Source organism: Luteococcus sediminum, assembly GCF_054783495.1.
Map to the genome: position 1 here is coordinate 396064 of NZ_BAAGQL010000013.1, position 19426 is coordinate 415489.

At 71.1% G+C, this 19426-nt stretch carries 18 protein-coding genes and 2 pseudogenes; 10 read left to right on the plus strand and 10 right to left on the minus strand.

From position 1 onward, the window contains the following. Positions 1 to 38: 38 nt before the first annotated feature. A complete protein-coding gene (locus ACYVKA_RS08755) occupies positions 39 to 542 on the minus strand; it encodes a DUF3253 domain-containing protein (RefSeq protein WP_460704653.1) in 504 nt (167 codons plus the stop codon). Positions 543 to 662: 120 nt separating this feature from the next. Here ACYVKA_RS08755 and ACYVKA_RS08760 point away from each other — a divergent pair, with 120 nt between their 5' ends. The 4 genes from ACYVKA_RS08760 (at position 663) to ACYVKA_RS08775 (ending at position 4447) form a co-directional block, all read left to right on the plus strand. Continuing rightward, a complete protein-coding gene (locus tag ACYVKA_RS08760; protein WP_460704655.1) occupies positions 663 to 1136 on the plus strand; it encodes a pyridoxamine 5'-phosphate oxidase family protein in 474 nt (157 codons plus the stop codon). Positions 1137 to 1184: 48 nt separating this feature from the next. Further along, complete coding sequence (locus ACYVKA_RS08765; RefSeq protein ID WP_460704657.1) at positions 1185 to 2381, plus strand: FAD-dependent oxidoreductase; 1197 nt, start codon at positions 1185 to 1187, stop codon at positions 2379 to 2381. 70 nt (positions 2382 to 2451) lie between these two features. Next, the gene (locus ACYVKA_RS08770; RefSeq protein WP_460704659.1) at positions 2452 to 3165 is read left to right on the plus strand and encodes a class I SAM-dependent DNA methyltransferase; all 714 of its coding nucleotides are present in this window, start codon (positions 2452 to 2454) and stop codon (positions 3163 to 3165) included. A 64-nt stretch (positions 3166 to 3229) separates the two neighbouring features. Next, the gene (locus ACYVKA_RS08775) at positions 3230 to 4447 is read left to right on the plus strand and encodes a glycosyltransferase (protein WP_460704661.1); all 1218 of its coding nucleotides are present in this window, start codon (positions 3230 to 3232) and stop codon (positions 4445 to 4447) included. Here the strand turns inward: ACYVKA_RS08775 and ACYVKA_RS08780 are convergent. The 7 genes and pseudogenes from ACYVKA_RS08780 to ACYVKA_RS08810 all read right to left on the minus strand — a co-directional run bounded on the left by ACYVKA_RS08780 (position 4444) and on the right by ACYVKA_RS08810 (position 9896). Beyond that, the gene (locus ACYVKA_RS08780) at positions 4444 to 5190 is read right to left on the minus strand and encodes an ABC transporter permease (RefSeq protein WP_460704663.1); all 747 of its coding nucleotides are present in this window, start codon (positions 5188 to 5190) and stop codon (positions 4444 to 4446) included. The genes ACYVKA_RS08775 and ACYVKA_RS08780 overlap by 4 nt on opposite strands. Continuing rightward, positions 5187 to 5474, minus strand: coding sequence for a hypothetical protein (locus ACYVKA_RS08785; protein ID WP_460704917.1), 288 nt, complete (start codon positions 5472 to 5474; stop codon positions 5187 to 5189). The genes ACYVKA_RS08780 and ACYVKA_RS08785 overlap by 4 nt, the downstream gene beginning before the upstream one ends. 23 nt (positions 5475 to 5497) lie before the next feature. Further along, positions 5498 to 5941 (minus strand): annotated as a pseudogene (locus ACYVKA_RS08790) (ATP-binding cassette domain-containing protein); the annotation flags it as partial. Beyond that, positions 5934 to 6560: a glycosyltransferase gene (locus tag ACYVKA_RS08795; protein ID WP_460704665.1), complete on the minus strand. Its 627-nt coding sequence runs from the start codon at positions 6558 to 6560 to the stop codon at positions 5934 to 5936. The gene ACYVKA_RS08795 and the pseudogene ACYVKA_RS08790, both read right to left, overlap by 8 nt. Positions 6561 to 6651: 91 nt before the next feature. Next, the gene (locus ACYVKA_RS08800; protein ID WP_460704667.1) at positions 6652 to 7164 is read right to left on the minus strand and encodes a hypothetical protein; all 513 of its coding nucleotides are present in this window, start codon (positions 7162 to 7164) and stop codon (positions 6652 to 6654) included. Then, on the minus strand, positions 7161 to 8666 hold the full coding sequence (locus ACYVKA_RS08805; RefSeq protein WP_460704669.1) for a cryptochrome/photolyase family protein: 1506 nt from the start codon (positions 8664 to 8666) through the stop codon (positions 7161 to 7163). The genes ACYVKA_RS08800 and ACYVKA_RS08805 overlap by 4 nt, the downstream gene beginning before the upstream one ends. 579 nt (positions 8667 to 9245) lie before the next feature. Continuing rightward, entirely contained in the window at positions 9246 to 9896 is a 651-nt protein-coding gene (locus ACYVKA_RS08810) for an L-serine ammonia-lyase, iron-sulfur-dependent, subunit alpha (protein WP_460704671.1), read from the minus strand. Between the two features lie 176 nt (positions 9897 to 10072). On the opposite strand from ACYVKA_RS08810, the gene ACYVKA_RS08815 reads away from it, so the two are divergent. Next, positions 10073 to 10648, plus strand: coding sequence for a hypothetical protein (locus ACYVKA_RS08815; RefSeq protein WP_460704673.1), 576 nt, complete (start codon positions 10073 to 10075; stop codon positions 10646 to 10648). Positions 10649 to 11910: 1262 nt separating this feature from the next. On the opposite strand, the pseudogene ACYVKA_RS08820 reads toward ACYVKA_RS08815, so the two are convergent. Further along, positions 11911 to 12235 (minus strand): annotated as a pseudogene (locus ACYVKA_RS08820) (aerotaxis receptor Aer); the annotation flags it as partial. Between the two features lie 227 nt (positions 12236 to 12462). Between ACYVKA_RS08820 and ACYVKA_RS08825 the strand changes: the two are divergent. From ACYVKA_RS08825 to ACYVKA_RS08840, 4 genes are all read left to right on the plus strand, one after another. Next, positions 12463 to 13869, plus strand: a complete 1407-nt coding sequence (locus ACYVKA_RS08825; RefSeq protein ID WP_460704675.1) for an amino acid permease — start codon at positions 12463 to 12465, stop codon at positions 13867 to 13869. Positions 13870 to 13990: 121 nt separating this feature from the next. Continuing rightward, entirely contained in the window at positions 13991 to 15478 is a 1488-nt protein-coding gene (locus ACYVKA_RS08830; RefSeq protein WP_460704677.1) for a threonine/serine exporter family protein, read from the plus strand. A 126-nt stretch (positions 15479 to 15604) separates the two neighbouring features. Then, positions 15605 to 17005, plus strand: coding sequence for a threonine/serine exporter family protein (locus ACYVKA_RS08835; protein WP_460704679.1), 1401 nt, complete (start codon positions 15605 to 15607; stop codon positions 17003 to 17005). Between the two features lie 138 nt (positions 17006 to 17143). After that, positions 17144 to 17866, plus strand: a complete 723-nt coding sequence (locus ACYVKA_RS08840; RefSeq protein ID WP_460704681.1) for a hypothetical protein — start codon at positions 17144 to 17146, stop codon at positions 17864 to 17866. 120 nt (positions 17867 to 17986) lie between these two features. Here the strand turns inward: ACYVKA_RS08840 and ACYVKA_RS08845 are convergent, their stop codons facing one another. Then, positions 17987 to 18736 (minus strand): YaaA family protein, encoded by a 750-nt coding sequence (locus ACYVKA_RS08845; protein WP_460704683.1) that lies wholly within the window; start codon positions 18734 to 18736, stop codon positions 17987 to 17989. A gap of 154 nt (positions 18737 to 18890) precedes the next feature. Here ACYVKA_RS08845 and ACYVKA_RS08850 point away from each other — a divergent pair, with 154 nt between their 5' ends. Next, a complete protein-coding gene (locus tag ACYVKA_RS08850; protein ID WP_460704685.1) occupies positions 18891 to 19346 on the plus strand; it encodes a DoxX family protein in 456 nt (151 codons plus the stop codon). The last annotated feature ends 80 nt before the right edge of the window (positions 19347 to 19426 follow it).

Below are 19426 nucleotides of genomic sequence, written 5' to 3' on the forward strand. Positions count from 1 at the left end.
GTGGGTGTGAGATCCCGACACCTCGTCGACTGCGCTACTCACCGGCCCAGCGACGGCCCCGGTGCCAGCCGGATCGGCCCCCGGACGTCGGCCAGCTCCACTTCCACGCCCTTCTGCTGAACCACGAGCTCACCGGCGGCGGCGAGCTCTTCGGCCACTTCGCGGGCCATGTCCATCAGTTCGCGCCACCCCTCGCCCCCGGCGACGCGGGCAGCGTCACTGGGACAGATGGTGCTGCCCGCACGGTACCGCAGCAGCGTGCGCATCGTCGCCGCGAGCCGCACCCTGGTGCCCTCGGGCGTCGGCTCCCACCACGGGTCGCCGCGCTCCCCCAGCGCTACCTTGGCATCCTGGACGCAGGGCCGCACCGCATCGCCGCGGGTGCGCACCTCGCGGCGGGCCCGCATCAACTCCGCCACCAGCTCCGCCCGCAGGGACTCCGGGATGGCGGGGTCGCTCGCGCGCCACCTGCGGCCGTCCACGACGATGTGGCGCCCGTCGGGGGTGGTTTCGACGGGCCGGCGAGATGCTGATTCAGCCATGGGAAAAGTTTGCCCCATGGAAGCTCGCCGACTGGTGGAATGGAAGCTGTGACCCGGCGCCCCGTGGCGCGCCCCCTCCACCCCGCTCACTCCACCCCGCTCACGACACGAGGAGATGACATGGCCGAGCAGACCGACCAGCAGAAGGTGCACGAGCTGATCAAGGACATTCGCTTCGCGATGCTCTCGACCAATGACGCCGGCCAGATCGTCAGTCGGCCCATGACACCGCAGCGCATCGAGGACGACCTGGCGATCCTGTTCATCACGCAGCGCGGCACCGACGTGGCCCAGCAGTCCGACGGCCAGCCGGTGAACCTGGCCTTTGTGGACGATGGAACCTTCGTTTCGATCACCGGCACCGGCGAGCTGCGTGACGACGTCGAACTGAAGAAGCAGCTGTGGAGCACCGCCACCAGCGCCTACACCGAGACCGGCCCGGAGGATCCTGAGAACGTGGTGCTGGCGGTGGTGCCCGAGACGGCCAGCTACTGGGATTCCGCCTCGGCGCCGGTGACGGTCTTCAGCATGCTCAAGGCGGCCGTGGTCGGGGGCAGGCCCGGCGCCGGGGAGCACGACACCGTCGAGCTCTGAGGCCCCATCCCACGACGACCCCGCCCCACCGATCCCCGGAGGACACCCATGACCGACCATGACGTGATCGTGGTGGGAGCTGGCTTGGCCGGACTCGCCTGCGCCCGGGCCTTGCGCGAGCACGACCTGCGCCCGGTGGTACTGGAGTCCCAGGGACGGGTCGGTGGTCGCGCCACTAGCGACGAGGTGGACGGCTTCGTGGTGGAACGCGGCTTCCAGGTGCTCAACCCTGCCTATCCGCACCTGCGCGCCACGGGCGTGGTGGGCCAGCTGGGACTGCAATCCTTCCCGCGGTCGGTACGGGTGCGCCACGCCGGGCGCCTGGACGAGCTCACCGACCCGACGCGCCATCCCGCCTCGCTGCCGGGCGACCTGCGCACCGGCCTGGTGGGTGCACGCGACGTGGCCCTGGCCCGCGTCGCCACCCGCCTGGTGGGAGCCGACCGTCGCCGGGGCGATGCCTTCGACGCGGCCGGATTCACCGGACCGCTGCGCCACAAGGTCGTCGATCCCTTCCTGGCGGGGGTCCTGTGCGAGGACGACGGCTCCACCTCGGCCCGCTTCACCGCCTGGCTCGCATCGATGTTCCTGCTGGGCACCCCCGGTCTGCCGACGGGTGGCATGCGCCGGCTGGGGGAGGCGCTGGCGGAGGGCCTCGACGTCCGCCTGGACCATCCGGTGACCGGCATCGACACCGATGACGGGCATGTCAAGACCCCCCATGGCAACCTCACCGGCCGGGCCGTGGTGCTGGCCGCAGGGCCGGTCCCCACCGCCGATCTCGCCGGACAGGGCCGCCCGAGCACCCATCCCACAACGACGTGGTGGTTCGCCACTGAGCAGGCCCCCAGCCCGAGCGGGGCGATCCACGTCGACGGCGAGCAGTCCGGGCCGATCGTCACCACCTCGGTGGTCAGCCATGCGGCGCCCGACCACGCCCCCGCCGGGCAGCACCTGGTGGCGGCGCTCACCCTGGCCGACGGCGAGGTGGACGAACAGGCGGTGCGCGCCCACGCCAGCCACATCTACGGCATCGGCACCGAGGCCTGGCGCACCCTGGCCGTACACCACATCCCCCACAGCCTGCCGACCGTCGCACCTGGGCAGTTCGCCCAGGACCGCATCGGCTTCCAGGGGGAGGCCGTACTGTGTGGTGACCAGTTCGGCAATGCCTCCATCGACGGGGCGATCGCTTCCGGCCGGGCGGCCGCGGCCGAGGTGGCGCGTCGGCTCGGCGCCCGCTGACGCGGGGACGGCGCACGCACAGCACGCACCAGCCACCCGGTGGTGGCACCCTGCTCACGACGGGAATCCCATGGACGACACCACCCTCAGCCTCTCCAGTGGCTTCGACAGGGCCTCGGCCCGCTATGACCTGATGGTGGCCCTGAACCCGGGATACCGTCGCCACCTGCGACGGGCGGCCGAGGCCGTCGTGGCCGAGGTGACCGACCCGGTGCCCACCCTGTTCGACCTGGGTTGCGGGTCGGGCCTGAGCACCCGGGAACTGCTGCGGGCCGCCCGGCGCCGTGGCCTCACGCCGCGCATCATCGGCGTGGACGCTTCGCAGGGGATGCTCGGCCGGGCCCGGGCCAAGCGGTGGCCTGAGGGGGTGGTCTTCGTCCAGGGTCGCGGGGAGTCCTTGGACGAGCTGGGCCTTCCCCCCGGCGACGGCGCGCTGGCCTGCTACCTGCTGCGCAATGTTGACGATCTCGATGCCACCGTGGCCGGGATTCGTCGCGCCCTGCGCCCGGGGGCGTACCTGGTCGCCGAGGACTACTCGGTACGCGACTCACCCGCTGCCACCCGCCGCTGGGCACGCGTCAACCGACTGGTGATCGAACCCTTGGCCGCCCTGGTCGGCCAAGAGCGCGAGCTCTACCGCTACCTGCACCGCTCCGTCGAGGACTTCTGCGGTGTCGGCGAGCTCACGGGGCGGTTCTCGGCGGCTGGCTTCCACGATGTCGCCTCGCGCACCGTGGACGGCTGGCAACGAGACATCCTGCACCTGGTGCGCGGCCGCGCATGAGCAGGCCGAGCATCGGGGCAGCCAGGTGAGGTGCTGCCTGGTCGCCCTGGGTTCCCGTGGCGACGTGGCCCCTTTCGTCGCCATCGGCACGCGACTGGTGGCTGCCGGGCACCAGGTGCACCTGGTCGTCCTCGCCGACTATGCCCATCTCGCCGAGGGCACCGGCGTGGTGGTGCACCCCACAGCCCCCGGGTCATCCCAGGCCCTGTGGCCCGAGAACTCGTGGCTGCGCCGTGCTGCGCTGGCCCAGCCCGGCTTCATGTACCTGATGATGCGACGCCACCTGGGCACGAGTGCAGCTGCCCTGGCGGATACCGTGATCGAGGCCTCCGAGGGCTGTGAGGTGCTCGTGGCCGGCACAGCGTCACGTCGGATGGTGCGCCGTCTGGCGGCGGCGCGCGGCAGTGCGGTGGTGACGGTGCTGATGGCACCGTTGCGTCCCTCGACCAGTGCCGACCAGGCTGTCCTGGCGCCGCCGATCGGACCACGGGCGACGGCCTGGATCATCTCGACGGTGATGTGGCGCCTCACCTCGGGCCTGGGTGCCGGGCCCGACCGGGCAATGCGCAGCCGACTCGGGCCCGGTGGTGGCCGCCCGGCCCGTCATCGTGACCTCGGCGAAGACCTGGTGTGTGCCACCAGCGCGACACTGTCGGCCGGCGCCGCCGATGCGGGCTGGATCGACACCGGACCCGCCACCACACAGCCCCTGGACGCAGGCCTGGAAGGCTTCCTGGACGACCATCCTGATGCGGTGCTGATGGGCTTCGGGTCCTGCCCGTCACCGGACCTCCAGGCAGACCTGGAGCTCTTTCGGCGCGTCGCGCGCCGAGTGGGGCGTCCACTGGTGTTGCAGACCCCGCTGCTGCCACCCGGCCGACTCGACGATATGACGTGGAATGCGCCGGGCGCCGACCACCGTCAGCTGCTGCGACGTGTGGCAGCCGTCGTGCACCACGGCGGGGCCGGCACCACCCTGACGGCACTGGCCTCGGGCACCCCGGCCGTGGTCGTGCCCCATCTGGGCGACCAGGCCTGGCATGCCCGACGGGTGGCCGAGCTGGGTGCCGGGATCGCCGCCCCGCCCCGCTGGCGCCTCTCCTGCCATGCCTTGGCAGCCTGTCTGCACCGCGCGCTGCAAGAGCCCGTCAGCCACACCGCATCCCAGCTGGCTCCCGTGATCGCTGCCGAGGCAGGGGGTGCTGACCAGCTGGCCCAGATGATCATCGAGGCCGGCAGAGCCGGACCATGCGCGCCCGCCACCGACGCGGCAGGAACCTAGCCGCGCTCCCGCGAGCGCGACACCTGCCGCAGGGCAAGCAGGGCAAAGACAGCACCCCAGGCCCCGGCCACCAGCACGGACTGCCACCAGGGATCGGCGAGCTGGCCGTCGAACAGGGGCTGTCCCCCGTCGACGGGAAAGCGTGCGAGCTGCACAGAGCCGTACATCGGGCTCACCCGGCCCAGTTGCTGCAGCGGTCCGGCCAGGGGCAGGAAGACGTCACCGACGAAGGCGAACAGCACCAGCCCTGCCGAAGCGGTGGCCGTGGCCGACTGGGTGCGTCCCATGAGCCCGACGGTCATCCCGTACAGGGCCCACGGCCAGGCTCCCAGGACCACCAGCGCGCCACTGAGCAGCCATGCCGACGGCGACATCCGCACCCCGGTGAGCGCACCGGCCAGGTAGACCACGGCGGTGGGCAGGAGCCCCGCCCCCGCCGCGACGGCACCCTTGACCGCGATGTGGTCCACGTCCCGCAGCGGAGTGAGTGCGAGCTGACGCCCCCATCCCTGCACCCGGTCGACGGCGGCCTGGCCTGCCAGGGAGGAGGCAGCGGTGGCAGCTCCGTAGGAGGCCATGCCCACCATCAGGCTGGCCGGCACCAGCGCTCGATCAGCGCCCGGGGCCGGCACACCCAGGGCGAAGCCCAGGTAGAAGACCACGGGCAGGGCAATGACCACGAGCAGGCCCACCGGGTCGCGCGACAGTCTCAGCAGCTCGAGCTGCAGCAGGGCACGCCTCATCTCGGGTGGCCTTCGGTGCCGGCTGGCTCCCGGCCACATGTGCTGTGTCCGGCCAGGGCCGACAGCCCGGTGAACAGCCCGGCCCCACCCACCTCCTGGTTGCCGGCTGCGCGGATCTGGGCGGGGCTGGCGAGCGAGACCAGCCGCCCCGCCTCCAGCTGGGCCACCAGGTCGGCGGTGCCGTCGACCTCGTCGGCGTAGTGGGTGGCATAGAGCACGGTGGCGCCGCGGTCACGGTGGCTGCGCACCTGCCTCCAGAAGCGCAGCCGGCTGTGCCAGTCCATGCCGGCGGTGGGCTCTCCAGCACCAGCAACCGGGGATTGCCCACGGTCGCCAGTGCCCATTTGACGTGCTGGCGTTCACCGCCCGACAGGGCACCGACACGTCGGTCAGCCAACGACAGGAGGCCCTCGTCCAGACGGGGGTGGGGCACGCGATGGAGCGCGGCGATGGTGCGGATGGTCTCGGCCACGGTCAGTTCCGGCAACAGGCTACCGCCCTGCACCATGCTGCCGATCCATCCGGCGCGGATGGCCGCCCGTGGTGGGTGGCCGTGGACAGCCACTCGGCCGCTGGTGGGGGTGGTCAAGCCACAGACCACGTCGAGCAGGGTGGACTTTCCGGCCCCGTTGCCGCCCATCAGCGCCACCATCTGCCCGGCGTCCAGGGCGAGGGTGACATCGTGGAGGATCACGGTCCCGTCATGGGGGCGTTTGCCGACCCCCTCCAGGTGCAGGGCGGTCTCAGTCATCACAGTTCCCCTCCAGCAGTGCCAGCAGGTGTCCGGCGAGCAACCTGTCGGTCGGGTAGGCGGAGAACTCCTCAGCGATGCGCAACCGGGCCCGACGACGCTGCGGGTCGGCCAGGCAGCGTCGCACGGCCCGACGCAGCAACCAGCGGGGTGGCCTGACCAGGGGTAGGGACTCACCGGCTCCCGTGGCAACCAGGCGCCTGCCGATGTCGGCCTTCTCCTCGGTGGAACCACACTGCACCACGGGGGTGCCGGTGGCCAGTGCCAGGGTGACGCCGGGGTAGCCGCCATTGGTGACGAACAGATCCGCCTCGGCCATCGCGTCGTGGTAGTCCACCCGGGCCATGGGATGGATGCGGGGATGCTGCACCCTGCCGGGCGCCACCCCGGCAACGAGCACGTCGAAGCCCTCGGCGAGCAGCACGTCGACGGCTGGGTCGACGAGCTCGCGGGGGTCGTCGCGCCGGGTCCCCTGGCTGATGAGGGCGAGCTGGTTGCTTCGTCGGTGGCGGCGCAGCCGCTCGGGCACTGGGGCAGCGGCACCCGGCCCGGGGCCCAGCGCGCCGACGAAGTGGACGTGCTCTGGCCATGGCGTGCGGGGGTGTTCGAAGGACGGCACACAGCCCTGGAGGTGCAGCTGGCGGGAGACGCCGGCGGTGAGCAGGTCGGCGGACGGCCACAGCCCGAGCCTGTGCCGGACGCGGTTGAGATCAGCCAGGGCCTGGGAGAAGGTTGCGGTGTCGGCCGGCAGGGCCCGGCATCAGCGGCAGGCCGGTGCCGAAGGGGGGCACGTCGGGGTGTGGCCACTGCAGAGGGCCGTCGCCGATCGTGGCCCACGGCAGTTCCAGGGTCTCGGCGACCAGTCCTGCCGCCAGCATGAGCGTGTCGGAGACCACCATGTCCGCGTCGTGCCCGACGGCCAGCTCCCGCAGCGCGGGCAGCTGGTCGTCGACGGGCGCCACCAGTGCGTCACGGTAGAGCCGCCGCACCCCTGCCAGTGATCCCACCACTCCCCGTGACTCTGGATCGTGGGCTGAAAGGCCCGCCACGCCGTCGTTCATCACGACCACATCGTCGGTGAAGCGTCGGGCGTGCGCAGCCAACGAAGGCGCGACGTACCAGACCACCCGCACCCCGACCCCGACCAGCGCCCGCACCACGGGTGTGGCATTCAGGGTGTGGGCAACGATCGGGGAGCTGGCCACCAAGGCAGTGCGGGTCACGCCTGGCCCCTCGCACCGGCGGTGGGCAGCACTGGCTGACCGGCCCGCTGGGCCTGCTTGCCGCCTCCGCGCATCTGTTGGTATGCGGCCAGTGCCTCGGCGCGCGACTCCTTCAGGTCCACCACGGGCACCTGGGGTCGAGGCGCACCCTGGGGCAGCCAGTGGCTGGTGTAGCGGGCCTCGGGATCGAAGCGTTCGCGCTGCAGCTCGGGGTTGAAGACACGGAAATAGGGCGCGGCGTCGGCACCGCAGCCGGCCACCCACTGCCAGGAGACGGGATTGTTGGCCTCGTCGGCGTCCACCAGAGTGTCCCAGAACCACTGCTCACCGTCCTGCCAAGGCTGCAGCAGGTTCTTGGTGAACAGTGACGCGACCACCATCCGCACCCGATTGTGCATCCATCCGGTCTGCCACAACTGCTTCATACCGGCGTCGACGAGGCTGATGCCGGTGCTGCCTTCACGCCAGGCCCGTACCAGGCCATCATCGCGCTGGTAGGGGAAGTGGGCGAAGTCCGGCCGCATCGGCACGGTGGACACGTCAGGGCGGTGGAAGGCAAGGTGCCAGCAGAACTCCCGCCAGTAGAGCTGCCGTATCCATGCCGTGGCGTCCGCAGCCCCCACCCGGCCCTCGTCCTGGACGGTGCGGGCCGCGTGCAGCAGCTGACGGGGAGACAGCTCTCCTGCGCGCAGGTGCGGGGACAAGCGGCTGGTGGCCTCGGGATCTCCGGGGCGGTCCCGCGAGGTGCGGTAGCCGGACAACCACTGCTCGACGTCGTCGAGGCGTCTGATGGCCGAGGGCTCCCCCGGGATCCAGTGCCGCTCCACGGTCCCGGCCCACCAGTCAGGCTGCCGGTCCAGCAGGTCGAGAGCGTCGAGCTCGCACAGCATCCCGTCACGTCGCAGGGCCTCCAGGGCCGGGACCAGCGATGTTGCAGGAGTGGAGACTGGGCCCGGGGCGGGCAGCGGGATGCCCACGGCGATGTCGGCCGCGGCCCGGTGGAATGGGCTGAAGACCCCATAGGGCTCACCGGCGCGGGTGGTGAGCGTCCACGGCTCGACGAGCAGGGCCCCGGGGTGGCTGTGGGCCTCCAGACCACTGTCGAGCAGGCTCGCCTTCACCTCCGAGTCCAGCGCCCGGGCTGCGGGCGCATGGCGTCGCTGCCAGCGAACGGTCACCGCACCCAGTTGGTGCGCGACCGCAGGGACGATCATGCGGGCATCACCCCGGGAGAAGACCAACGGGATGCCGAGTGCCCCGAGCTGGCGGATCAGTGCCTCCAGGCTGCGGTGTGTCCACCAGCGCACAGCGGAACCCGCCGGACGCGGGCCCACCGGTTCGCCACCGGGGCCCGGTCCGCAGTCCTCGCGGATCCACAAGGCCACGACCGGGCCACCGTCGGCGCAGGCCGCCACCAGTGCCTCGTGGTCCCCGGTGCGCAGGTCGTCTCGCAGCCACAGCAGTGTGGGCGCGGGGTCGTGGACACTGTGGGCCGGTGCCATCGGGCCTCCTGGGGGCGGGGTGCGATGACCAATCGTCTCACGCACCACACCCGGCACGCACGGGCAGCGAGGACGGTGCCGGACATGAACCGGGACCGGACGACCCGAGTCGTCCGGTCCCTGGTGTTCCTGCCACCCGCTGATTCCCCCGAATACTGCGGGCCATGTCGATTCCCCGAATCGACTGGCGCGTGGCTTCCCCCGAAACCTGCGCCGGTACTGCTTCCAGTTCCCCGAACTGGTGGGTCGCTTCCCCCGAAGCTTCCCTCCACTGGGCCCTGATCCCCCGATCGGCGCCCTGCAATGTGACAATGATGCCTCGCATGGACAAGTGACCACAACTGAAGAGATTCCACGGCCCACGACCCGAAATGGCGCCGATTCAGGCCCGCTTCAGCCCAGGGGACGCAAGTGTCACCCGTTGCGGGGACAAATGACCCGAAAGGGCCCCGATGCCGGGCCAGGCCTGTCAGGTCATCAGGGGACACAGCAGATCTGGCCTGGTTCAGCCAGCCGTCAGGCTGGGCCCGGCTTGCCCATCATGATCTGCAGGATCTCGCGGTCGGTCGCCGCCATTCCCTACCCTGCCATCCGTCCCAGGCCCTCGATCGTGTCCTCCACCCGGTCGAAGACCAGCCCGCAGGTGCCCGCGGGCCGCTGCCCCTGCAGGCCGAGCACCACCGCGCCATGGGCCGACGAGACCGCCGAGGAGACCTTCAGCGCACAGCCCGGCGAGGCGCCGTCGCAGACCATCCCGACGGTGTCGCCCGCCATCGTCTGCACCACCTGCGTGTGCCCGCCGGCGATGCACACCCGTGCCGAGCGGCCCCCGGCATGCACCGTCACCTCGGCGCGCAGCAGCTCGTCACCGTCGGCCAGCTGCACGTCCACCCGGCCCGCGCCGACGAGCGCACGGGCCTGCTCCACGTCACCGGAAGCCACTCGCCCCAGCACCTCCAGCCCTGCCTCCGGGCCGCCGCAGACAGCCCCCAGGGCGGCCGCGATGGCGGGCCCGGGCAGGTCGGTGCCGGGGACGGTGACCGCCATCGCGTTCTTCACCAGGTTGGCCGAGGCCCTCACCTCCACCTGCTCCACCACCCCGCCCACCAGCCGGGCGGCGCGGGCGGCGGCCAGCGCGAGGCTGACCGGCTCGGTGCACCCGATGGCGGGCACCACCCCATGGTGGAGGGCCTCGATGATCCTGCGGCGGCGCTGCGTCTCGTCCTGCATGCCCCCATCCTGCTCCGCCGGGCAGCTGTGCGCGAGCTTAGGGTTCACCCTCGCGCACCTCCCTCGCCAGATCCGGCCCAATCCCGCGGGACAAGGCAAAGGACCGCCCCCGCCACACAATTCTGCCGACCGTCCGACCTGAGACTGGCAAGGGGCGCGGCTGCCACGCTGACGTCATGGACCAGCCACGGCCCACCGAACACGGGTACCCCGCCACCGCCCTGCGCACCTGCGCCGGCGTGGCGCTGGCGTGTGTCCTGATGGCCGGCGTCTCCGCCCTGCTGGCCGGCCACGAGGGATTCGTCGCCGCCCAGGGGCTCCCGTCTCCGGGCCGATTCCTGCTGCTGGCCGCCACCGCCGCCGTCACGGGGCTGCTGTCTCGCCGGGAGCGCTACGTGGAAGGTGCCGCCGCCGCGGTCGTCGGCCTGACCCTGATGGCGGCACTCGCATTCCACGGGGGCCCGCTGGGCGCCATCGAGACCCACGGCAGCTATCCCTCGCCCACCCGCCAGCTGGTGGTGCAGGTGGTCACCTCCAGCCGTCACGGGCACGTCAAGCACGTGCTGCGCCTGCAGCAGGAGGGTGGCCTGTCCTCGCGCTACTGGACCTTGGCCGTCCTGGACGGTCCGGTGAAATCGGTGCGCTGGATCGACGACGACACCGTCGCGGTGGGCGTCGGGAGCACCGTGCACCAGGTGGAGGTCTCGCCTGACGGGCCGCTGCTGGTGCCAGAAGCGCTCACCCGCTCCTGAGCGGAGACCTTCCGGTCGGGGCTCGAGGCGCTGGGGGCTGCTTGCCACCTGCGCGCCTCGTCCCTTCCACCAGGTCGTGTGCCGCCGGGCTCAGGCGCCGCGGCGGGGGCCCGACGGCACGGCCGGGCCGTCCTCGTCATCGTCGCCGGCCGACATGGCGCGCGAGGCACGGCGCGACATCTCCACGGGGGCGTCGTCCTCGTCGTCCTCGATGGGCATCGCCCGGGACGCGCGTCGCGATGGCGCGGCGGGGGCGACGTCGATGCTGCGCACCAGTCGGCGCACCTCCACCAGCTCCGTCTCGATGCCCGAGACGTCCAGCGGGACGGCCTGCTCGCGGCACTGCGCTGCCAGGTCCTGCAGCAGGGCCGAGCTGCGGTCGCCGTCCTCGATCTGGCCCGCCATCACCGGCACCAGCGCGCCGGCCTGGTCGTCGCTACGCTCGGAGGCCATCTGCTGCCAGTTGCCCAGGAGTCCCTGCGGCACCAGCATCAGGTCACGCACGGCATCGATCTGGGTGGCCACCGATGCGGCCAGCTCGGCATTGCGGCGGCCCTGCTCGGCGGTGTGTGCCATTCCCTCGTCGAGGGCGCGCGCGAGGTCGCTGATCGCGTCGGTGCCGCTGCCCCGGGCCTCCTGCCCGGCGCCGTCGATGAGCTCGACGACGAACTGGGCGGTGGCGTCATTGTGCAGACGGGCCAGGGCGATGTGGAAACGGGTGCGGGCGGAGCTGTCGGCCAGCTCGGCCAGGCTGGCCAGCAGTTCGCCGATCGCCTGCTCCACCTCGGGCATCATCGATGCCCAGACGTTGACCGCCAGCATGATCGGGGCCGCACCGTCACCGGCCGCCGCACCCACCTGCTCGGCGGTGGCACTGGAGGCAGCGGTGAGGGCGCGCAGTCCCTCGGCGCCGGCCTGAAGCGACGAGGTCAGCTCGGCCAGACGCTCCATCTGCAGGGTCCAGTCGCTCAGCTGGTGGTCGATCGCGACGACCTTGGCCAACAGGTCGTGCAGCGGCCCGTCGCCCTCGCGGGTGGGCACCGGGCCCACCACCTCGGCGCGCGCGGCCATCTCGGCGGGCAATGCGGCGAGGATGAAATCGGTATAGCTGGTCAGTCCCGCCTCGCCCAGCAGGCGGGAGAGCTCCTCCAGCCCTCTGGTGGCGACGGCCGGACCGGACATTCCCTGCTGCAGCAGCTCGCGCTCCATGGCGCGGGTTTGGGCGTAGAGGGAGAAGGCGGTGTCGCGCAGCTCGAGCGCCATCGGCCGGGAGCGCACGCTCAGGTAGCCGTCGCCCAGCGGGGTGATGGTGGCGAAGACGATGTAGGGACGGCCGTCGGCCGCCGCGTTGACGACATAGGCACAGAAGGGTTCGTGGGCCTGCAGGGTCAGCCACATCAGCTTGAAGGCCGCGCCGGGCATGTCGCCGTGGCGGATCACGTTGTGGGGAGCGCCCACCAGCTCCTGCCAAGGGTGCCGGGAGAGGCGCACGAAGACGCCATTGGCCTTCTCGATGACGCCACGGGAGTCGGTGCTGGAGAAGAAGAGCTCCTGGGGCGCGAAGTCGATCGGCGCGGGCGCATCCATGGTGTCCCTCGGTTTCTGTACTGGTTGGACTGCTTGTCAACACTAGTGCCGCCCGGCCAGTTCTTGGCGGGCCGCAATGCCCCCTCCGGGCGGCAGCACCCCCTCCATTCGACATCCCTTCCTCAGGGCTGGGCGCGCTCCATGGCCTGCCTGGCCGCCAGATGCGCGGTCCGGCACCGGGTGGACAACCGTCGGCCTCCCCGCCCCAAGCACTACACTCGGCGCCCATGAGCTCCGCGACCCGCCCCGGAAGCACCGACGTCGACCCGGTCGGCGAGCCCGACGGGCTGCGACGGTCGCTGAAGAACCGCCACATCCAGCTGATCGCGCTGGGAGGCGCCATCGGCACCGGCCTGTTCTACGGTTCCAGCCAGTCGATCTCGATGGCCGGGCCAGCCATCCTGCTGGCCTACCTCCTGGGCGGGGCGGTGATCTTCCTCATCGTGCGTGCCCTGGGCGAGATGAGCGTGCACACGCCCGTCTCGGGGGCCTTCAGCCACTACGCCTACCGCAACTGGGGGCCCTTCGCCGGGTTCTTCTCCGGCTGGAACTACTGGTTCAACTACATCGCGGTCTCGATGGCCGAGCTGGTGGTGGTGGGCACCTACGTGAACTTCTGGCTCCCGCAGGTGCCGCTGTGGGTCTCCAGCGCCGTCTTCCTGGCGCTGGTGACGGCGGTGAACCTGATCAGCGTCAAGGCCTTCGGAGAGTTCGAGTTCTGGTTCGCGATCATCAAGGTCGCCGCGATCGTCGCGATGATCCTGCTGGGGCTGGCGATCATCGTCTTCGGCTGGGGCAATGGCGGCAATGCCACCGGCATCGGCAACCTGTGGGAGCACGGCGGCTTCTTCCCGAACGGAGCCTGGGGCCTGGCCACCGCCATGGTGGTGGTGCTGTTCAGCTTCGGCGGCGTCGAACTGGTCGGCATCACCGCCGGCGAGGCGCACGACCCCCAGCGCTCGATCCCCAAGGCCATCAACCAGGTGGTCTGGCGCATCCTGCTGTTCTACGTGGGCGCCATCTTCGTGATGCTGGCCATCTACCCGTGGAACCAGCTCGACGGCCAGACCTCACCCTTCGTGTCAATCTTCGACCGGCTCGGCATCGCCGGTGCCGCCCACATCCTCAACGTCGTGGTGCTCACCGCCGCCGTCAGCGCCTACAACTCGGGGCTCTACTCCAATGGCCGGATGCTCTACTCCCTGGCACAGCAGGACAATGCGCCGCGTGTCTTCCTGCGGCTGAACCGCGCCGGCAGCCCGTGGGTGGCGGTGCTGGCCAGCTCGGCCGTCACGGCCCTCACGGTGGTGTTGAACTACCTCTTCCCGGGCAAGGTCTTCGGCTACGTCATCTCGGTGGCGCTGGTGGCCGGCATCCTCAACTGGGCGATGATCGTCATCACCCAGCTGAAGTTCCGCCGCCGCCTGGGCCCGATGGCCGAGCGCCTCACCTTCCGGATGCCGCTGCACCCCGTCAGCAACTACCTGGTGCTGGTGGCGCTGGCGGCAGTGCTGGTGCTGATGACCTTCATCCCCGACTACCGCCCGGCGGTGCTGGTGGTGGGGCCGGTCTGGATCGTGCTGCTGGCCGTCGCCTACCGGATCAAGGCGCGACGCCAGCCCCGCCTGCGCTGAGCGCGCCGGGGCCGCGGGTCGAGACATGCCGGCGAGCCGCGTGTCCAGGCTCGACCCGGCCTTGCCGGAGGCGGTACTAATGGGGGGCGCCCCCCACCGCCGTCCCTGCAGGAGCCCGAGCATGCCCGCAAGTACCCGTCTGGCACGGGCGTCCCGTTCGATGGCCCACGCCTACCGCAACAAGAAGCAGGCGCTGCAGCAGGTCGAAGAGACCGATGTCGAGTCGGCCCGGGCGCGCAGCATCGTCGCCCTGGCCATGCGGGCCGCCGAGATGATGCTCTCCAGCGGCGCGACGGCCAACCGCACGACGCGCCTGGTGCTGTCGATCTGCAGGAACTACGGCCTTCCCGCACAGGTGGACATCACCTACACCCGCATCATGGTCAGCTACGAACCGTCGGTGGCCAGCGACCCGATCACCGTGATGCGGATGGTCGCCCCGGGCGGCATCGACTACGACCGGCTGACCCGCGTCGAGAACCTCATTTCCCGGATGGGGCCCGACGAGCTGGCGCTGGACGTGATCGCCGATCGCCTGCGCCACATCCGCCACGACCCCGGCAGCTACCGCCTGTGGGTGCTGCACGCCTGCGCGGCGCTGATGGGCGGTGGCGTGGCGATGCTGCTGGGTGGCAACCAGGCCGACGTGCTGCTCGCCATGCTCACCACCTTCGGCGTCGAGGCCGTGCGCAATGCGATGACCCAGCGCGGTCTCAACACCTTCTTCACCCAGGCCGCGGCGGCCTCCGTGGCCGCTCTGGTCGGGCTGGCGGTGATGACCGGACGCGCCAACCTGCCCGAGACCCTGCAGCAGGCCAGCCCCGGCCTGGTGGTGGCCGCCGGGATGGTGCCGTTGCTGGCCGGGCTGGGCATCGTCACCACCGCCGGTGACGCCATCGACGCCTACTACATGAGTGCGGGCAGCCGCCTGGTGGAGGTGGTGGTGCTCACCTCGGGCATCGTGCTCGGCCTGCTGGCCACCCTGTCCCTGGGCCTGTGGCTGGGGGTGCCGAGCTACCTGGCCCCGATCGGGGGCTTCACCGCTGGCAGCGCGGCGCAGCTGGTCTCGGCCGGTCTGATCAGTGCCGCCTTCGGCGTGCTGTGCAACATGGGGCCGCGTTCCACCCTGGCCGCGATGGGCATTGGCCTGGTCGCCCAACTGGCCTACATGACCTCGGTGGTGGCCACCACGTCCACCCCTGCCCGCTCCACGCTGGCCGCCCTCGTGATCGGGGCGCTGGCCCGGCTGCTGACCACTCCCCTGCGCATCCCGATGGTCGCCCTGATCAGCACCGGCGTCGCACCACTGATGCCGGGCCTGCTGCTCTACCGGGGCATCTTCGCCATGGTCAGCGAGATGCCGGGCGGGGGTGCGATCCCCGACCCCGCGAACAGCGCGCAGGTGCTGCTGCTCAAGTGCCTGATGACCGGTGCCGGGCTGGCCATCGGGACCAGCTTCGGCGCTTCCCTGGCCAACACGGTGCTGCGCTATGTCACCAAGGGAACAGTGAGCCGCCCCATCCGCGCCAATGGCGACGGCTCGGCGGTGCGGCGCCGCCGCACCAGCCAGCATGGTGTTTCCGGCCGTAGCGCAATGAGGTCTTCGTGAGCGTCAGCTCCTCGGCGGGGCGCTGGCAAGGGTCGCCGCGCGGGATGGTCCGTGGGTCTGCCTGCAGGTGACAAGCTGTGTCGGTTCCCCAGCAGGAGCACCCCACGACGCAGTACCAGGAGAGCCATGTCCCAGCAGCACCGCCGGCGCGTGCCCGGCCCGGCATCAAATGCCGTCGAGACGGCCGAGCAGGAGATGGAGCTGGCCGCCGACGACGGAATCGAGGTCGAACGTGCCCGCACCATCACCGACTTCGCCAGCCACATCGGCGACCTGGCCCTGAGGGCCGGTGCCAGCGCGGCACGCACCGAGACGCTGGTGCGTCGCGCCGCCGGGGCTTTCGGGCTTCCGGTCCAGCTCGATGTCACCTATTCGCGGATCCTGATCAGCTACGAGCCCACCGCCGCCACCACCCCGATCACGATGATGCGGGCCGTCACCCCGGACCAGACCGACTACGACCGGTTGGAGCGCGTCGAGAACCTGGTCAGCGATGTCGAAAAGGACGACGGCCTGGACCTGGAGACGGCCAAGGCGCGTCTCAACCACATCACCGCCAGCCCCTTCGAGTACCCGCGCTGGTTCCGTCTGGCGGCCGCGGCCCTGCTTGGGGCGGCGATCGTGGTGCTGCTTGGCGGCGGACCCGTCGACATGGTGGTGACGGCGGTTTCGACGATGCTGGTCGACGAGGTGCGTCGCTGGCTGGACCGCTGGACGATGGGGTCCTTCTTCACCACCGCCGTGTGCGCCTCCATTCCCACCACCCTGGCGCTGCTGGCGCTGGTGCTGCAGCAGTGGGCCCCGTTCACGATGCCGACGCTCAACCTGTCGCTGGTGATCGCGGCCGGCATGGTCTCACTGCTGGCAGGCATGGGGACCGTCGCCGCCGCGGGCGACGTGATCGACGGCAACTTCCTGGGGGCGGCGGCCCGGATCCTGGAGGTGGTCTCCACCACCGGCGGCATCGTGATGGGCCTGGTCGCCACCCTGTGGCTGGGGCGCAGCTTTGGTGTGGCGGCCCAGCTGGAGCCCGGTGCGAGCCAGACGCCGGACCATGTGCTGCAGCTCGCCTCGGCCGGCCTGATCGCGCTGGCCTTCGGGGTGCGCTGCGTGATGCGCGCCCGAGCCCTGGCCACCGCCACCGTGCTCGGCATCGTGCTGTGGGCCAGCTACCTGGGCGCGGCGTGGATCACCTCCTCGCACCCGGCGCGCGTCGGGATCGCCGCGCTGGTGCTGGGCTTCGTCACGCGCCTGCTGGTGCATTGGGTCCACATCCCCCTGGTGGCCCTGACCACGACGTCGATCGCCTCGCTGATGCCGGGCATGATGCTCTACCGCGGCGTCTTCGCGATCACCGACGAGGACCCGACCACCGCCACCTGGCTGCTGCTCGGCTCCACCTATGTGGCGGTCGGCCTGGCCGCGGGCACCAGCTTCGGGGCGATGCTGGCCGCCATCGTGCTGCGCCGGCGTTCCGAAGACCTGCACCGGGGCCGGCTCGACCTGGCCGAGCAGGCGCACGGCTGAACTGCCCCTGCGACGGCTTCAGCTGGCCGGATCCGATTCACAGCTTCCTGACAAGTTCACGACAGCCCCGCCCCAGACAGGCGGCCGACGCTGGTTGGTGTCGACAGGCAGGCTGTCGGCCAGAACACAGGAGAGACCATGTCCCAGAAGAAGTCGGCCACCACGCTCGCCAGCCTGGCCGTCGCTGGCCTCGTCGTCGTGGGTGGTGCCAGCGCTGCGCTGAACGCCAATGCAGAGTCCACCGGCACGGCCAGCGCCAGCCCGTCCAGCAGCTCCAGCGCCACGCCCGGCGACCGTGGCGCAGACCAGCGAGGCCCCGGCCACCACGAGCACACCGCCGTCACCGGCGATGCGCTGGCGAAGGTGGAGGCCGCCGTCGCCGCCAAGGACAAGGCCATCACCGTCACTAGCGTGGAGGCCGATCCCGACGGCTCCTATGACGTGCACGGCACCAAGTCGGGCGCCCAGGTGATGGTGGAGGTCAGCAAGGACCTCAAGACCATCGAGGTGCGCACCGGCGGCCCCGGCGAGGGTGACCACGGTGGTCGTGGGCACGGCCCGCGCGGCACCGAGGTGACCGGCAGTGAACTCACGAAGGTCACCGAGGCCGTCAAGGCCAAGGACTCGGCCTTCACCGTCGAGCACGTGATGAAGGACTCCGACGGCGCCTACCACGTGATGGGCACCAAGGACGGCGACCGTGCGGGCTACGAGGTCAGCAAGGACCTCAAGACCATCACCGCCCACACCATGGGCGATCGTGGCGGTCGCGGCCGCCACGGCGGTCCGGGCATGGACGGCCAGCAACAGGATTCGCCGCAGGCCAGCCCCGCTCCCTCCAGCGAGGAGACCCCCGCCTGATCCCTGACCCCCTGAGATCCCCTCGCGGGTGACCCCTTCCCGTGCGACGGCCGACCGGACTCTCCCTCCGGCCGGCCGTGGTGCTCCAGGGTTGGTGTCCTCACCTCGTGCAGCCGATCCTCAGACCGCCGTGACCAGCGCCGTCCACGGGCGGCCAGCCTTGTCGGGCATCACCATCTCGACGTGGAAGCCCTCCCCCAGCGCGGCCGGCAGGTCGGTGGGCCGCTTCACCACGTCGGTCTGGCACAGCCGACGCGCCACCAGTCCGCGGGTGTGCTTGGCCCAGTGCGAGGCGCCGGGGACGTCGACCAGCACCCATCGTTCGGCCAGCGCGGCATCGCCGCGGCCAGGCAGCCAGGCCCTGCGGTAGCTGCCGGAGCGGCAGTCGACCACCAGTCCGGCGCCCACCTGGGAGGGCATCGCCTCGGCCAGCAGCGGCGCCCAGAAACGCGCCATCGGGCCGATTCCGGGCAGGTTGACGTCCATCGCGAGCCGGTAGGGGCTCACCCGCTCGTTCATCCGCAGCGCCCCGTGCAGGGCGCTGGTCACCAGCAGCCGGTTGGTGGCGCGACGCTGGTCGGCGCCGAGCGAGGCCAGGTCGAGGGCGTCGTAGAGCACCCCGGTGTAGAGCTCCCGGGCACGAAGCGTTGGCGCGGTGAGCAGTCGTGTGTTGGCCTCCACCTCGTCCCCCAGCGAGGCCCCGACGCCGAGCACCGTCAGCGCGTCGTCACGGGCACTGGCCCGGGCGAGGGCGTCGATCACCTGCTCTCGGGCGTCGGTGAGCTCGGGCAGGCTCAGCGATTCCAGGTCCATCGTGCGGCCGCGACGAGCCGTCGCCTTGCCCTCACTGGGTGGCAGCAGGATCAGCACTCGACGTCCTTCCCGATCATGGTGTGCGGTCGTGGTCCGGCTGGTCCATTCTGCCGTTCTTGCACGCCCCCACCGACCGCGCGTCACCACCACAGGCAGACCCGGGCTGCGCCTAGGCTTGGGCCATCCTCCCCTGGCACGAAATGAGTCACCCATGAGGGCCCTGGTCTCCTTCCTGCAGAACATGAGCCTGCTGGCCGTGCGCATCTGCTTCGGCCTGCTGATGATCGCCCACGCCTGGCACCGCTGGAAGGTGGTCGGCATGCCCGCCGAGATCGGCCACCTGCAGGCACACCAGGTGCCGCAGCCCTACCTGCTGGCCTGGGGCAGCCTCGCCCTGGAGGCGGTCGGCGGTGTGCTGCTGGTGCTGGGGCTCTTCGTGCCGCTGGTGGCGCTGGTGGTGCTGGTGCAGCAGGTGCTGGTGGCGGTGTGGGTGAAGCAGTCCGGCGGCCTCTACAACCACACCGACGGCTGGGAGCTGAACGCGCTGCAGGCGATGGTCGCGCTGCTGCTGGTCTTCTTCGGCTCCGGACGTGCCGGGCTGGACGCGCTCGTCTTCCGCCGGCGCCGCGAGGACAATGAACGTCTCGACGTGCGCGAGTACGCCTGATCCGGCACAGGCCTCCGGCAGACTGTGGTCTCACAGGCAGCACACAGCAAGGGCACAGCCCCCTGCTGGCCCAGCAGCAG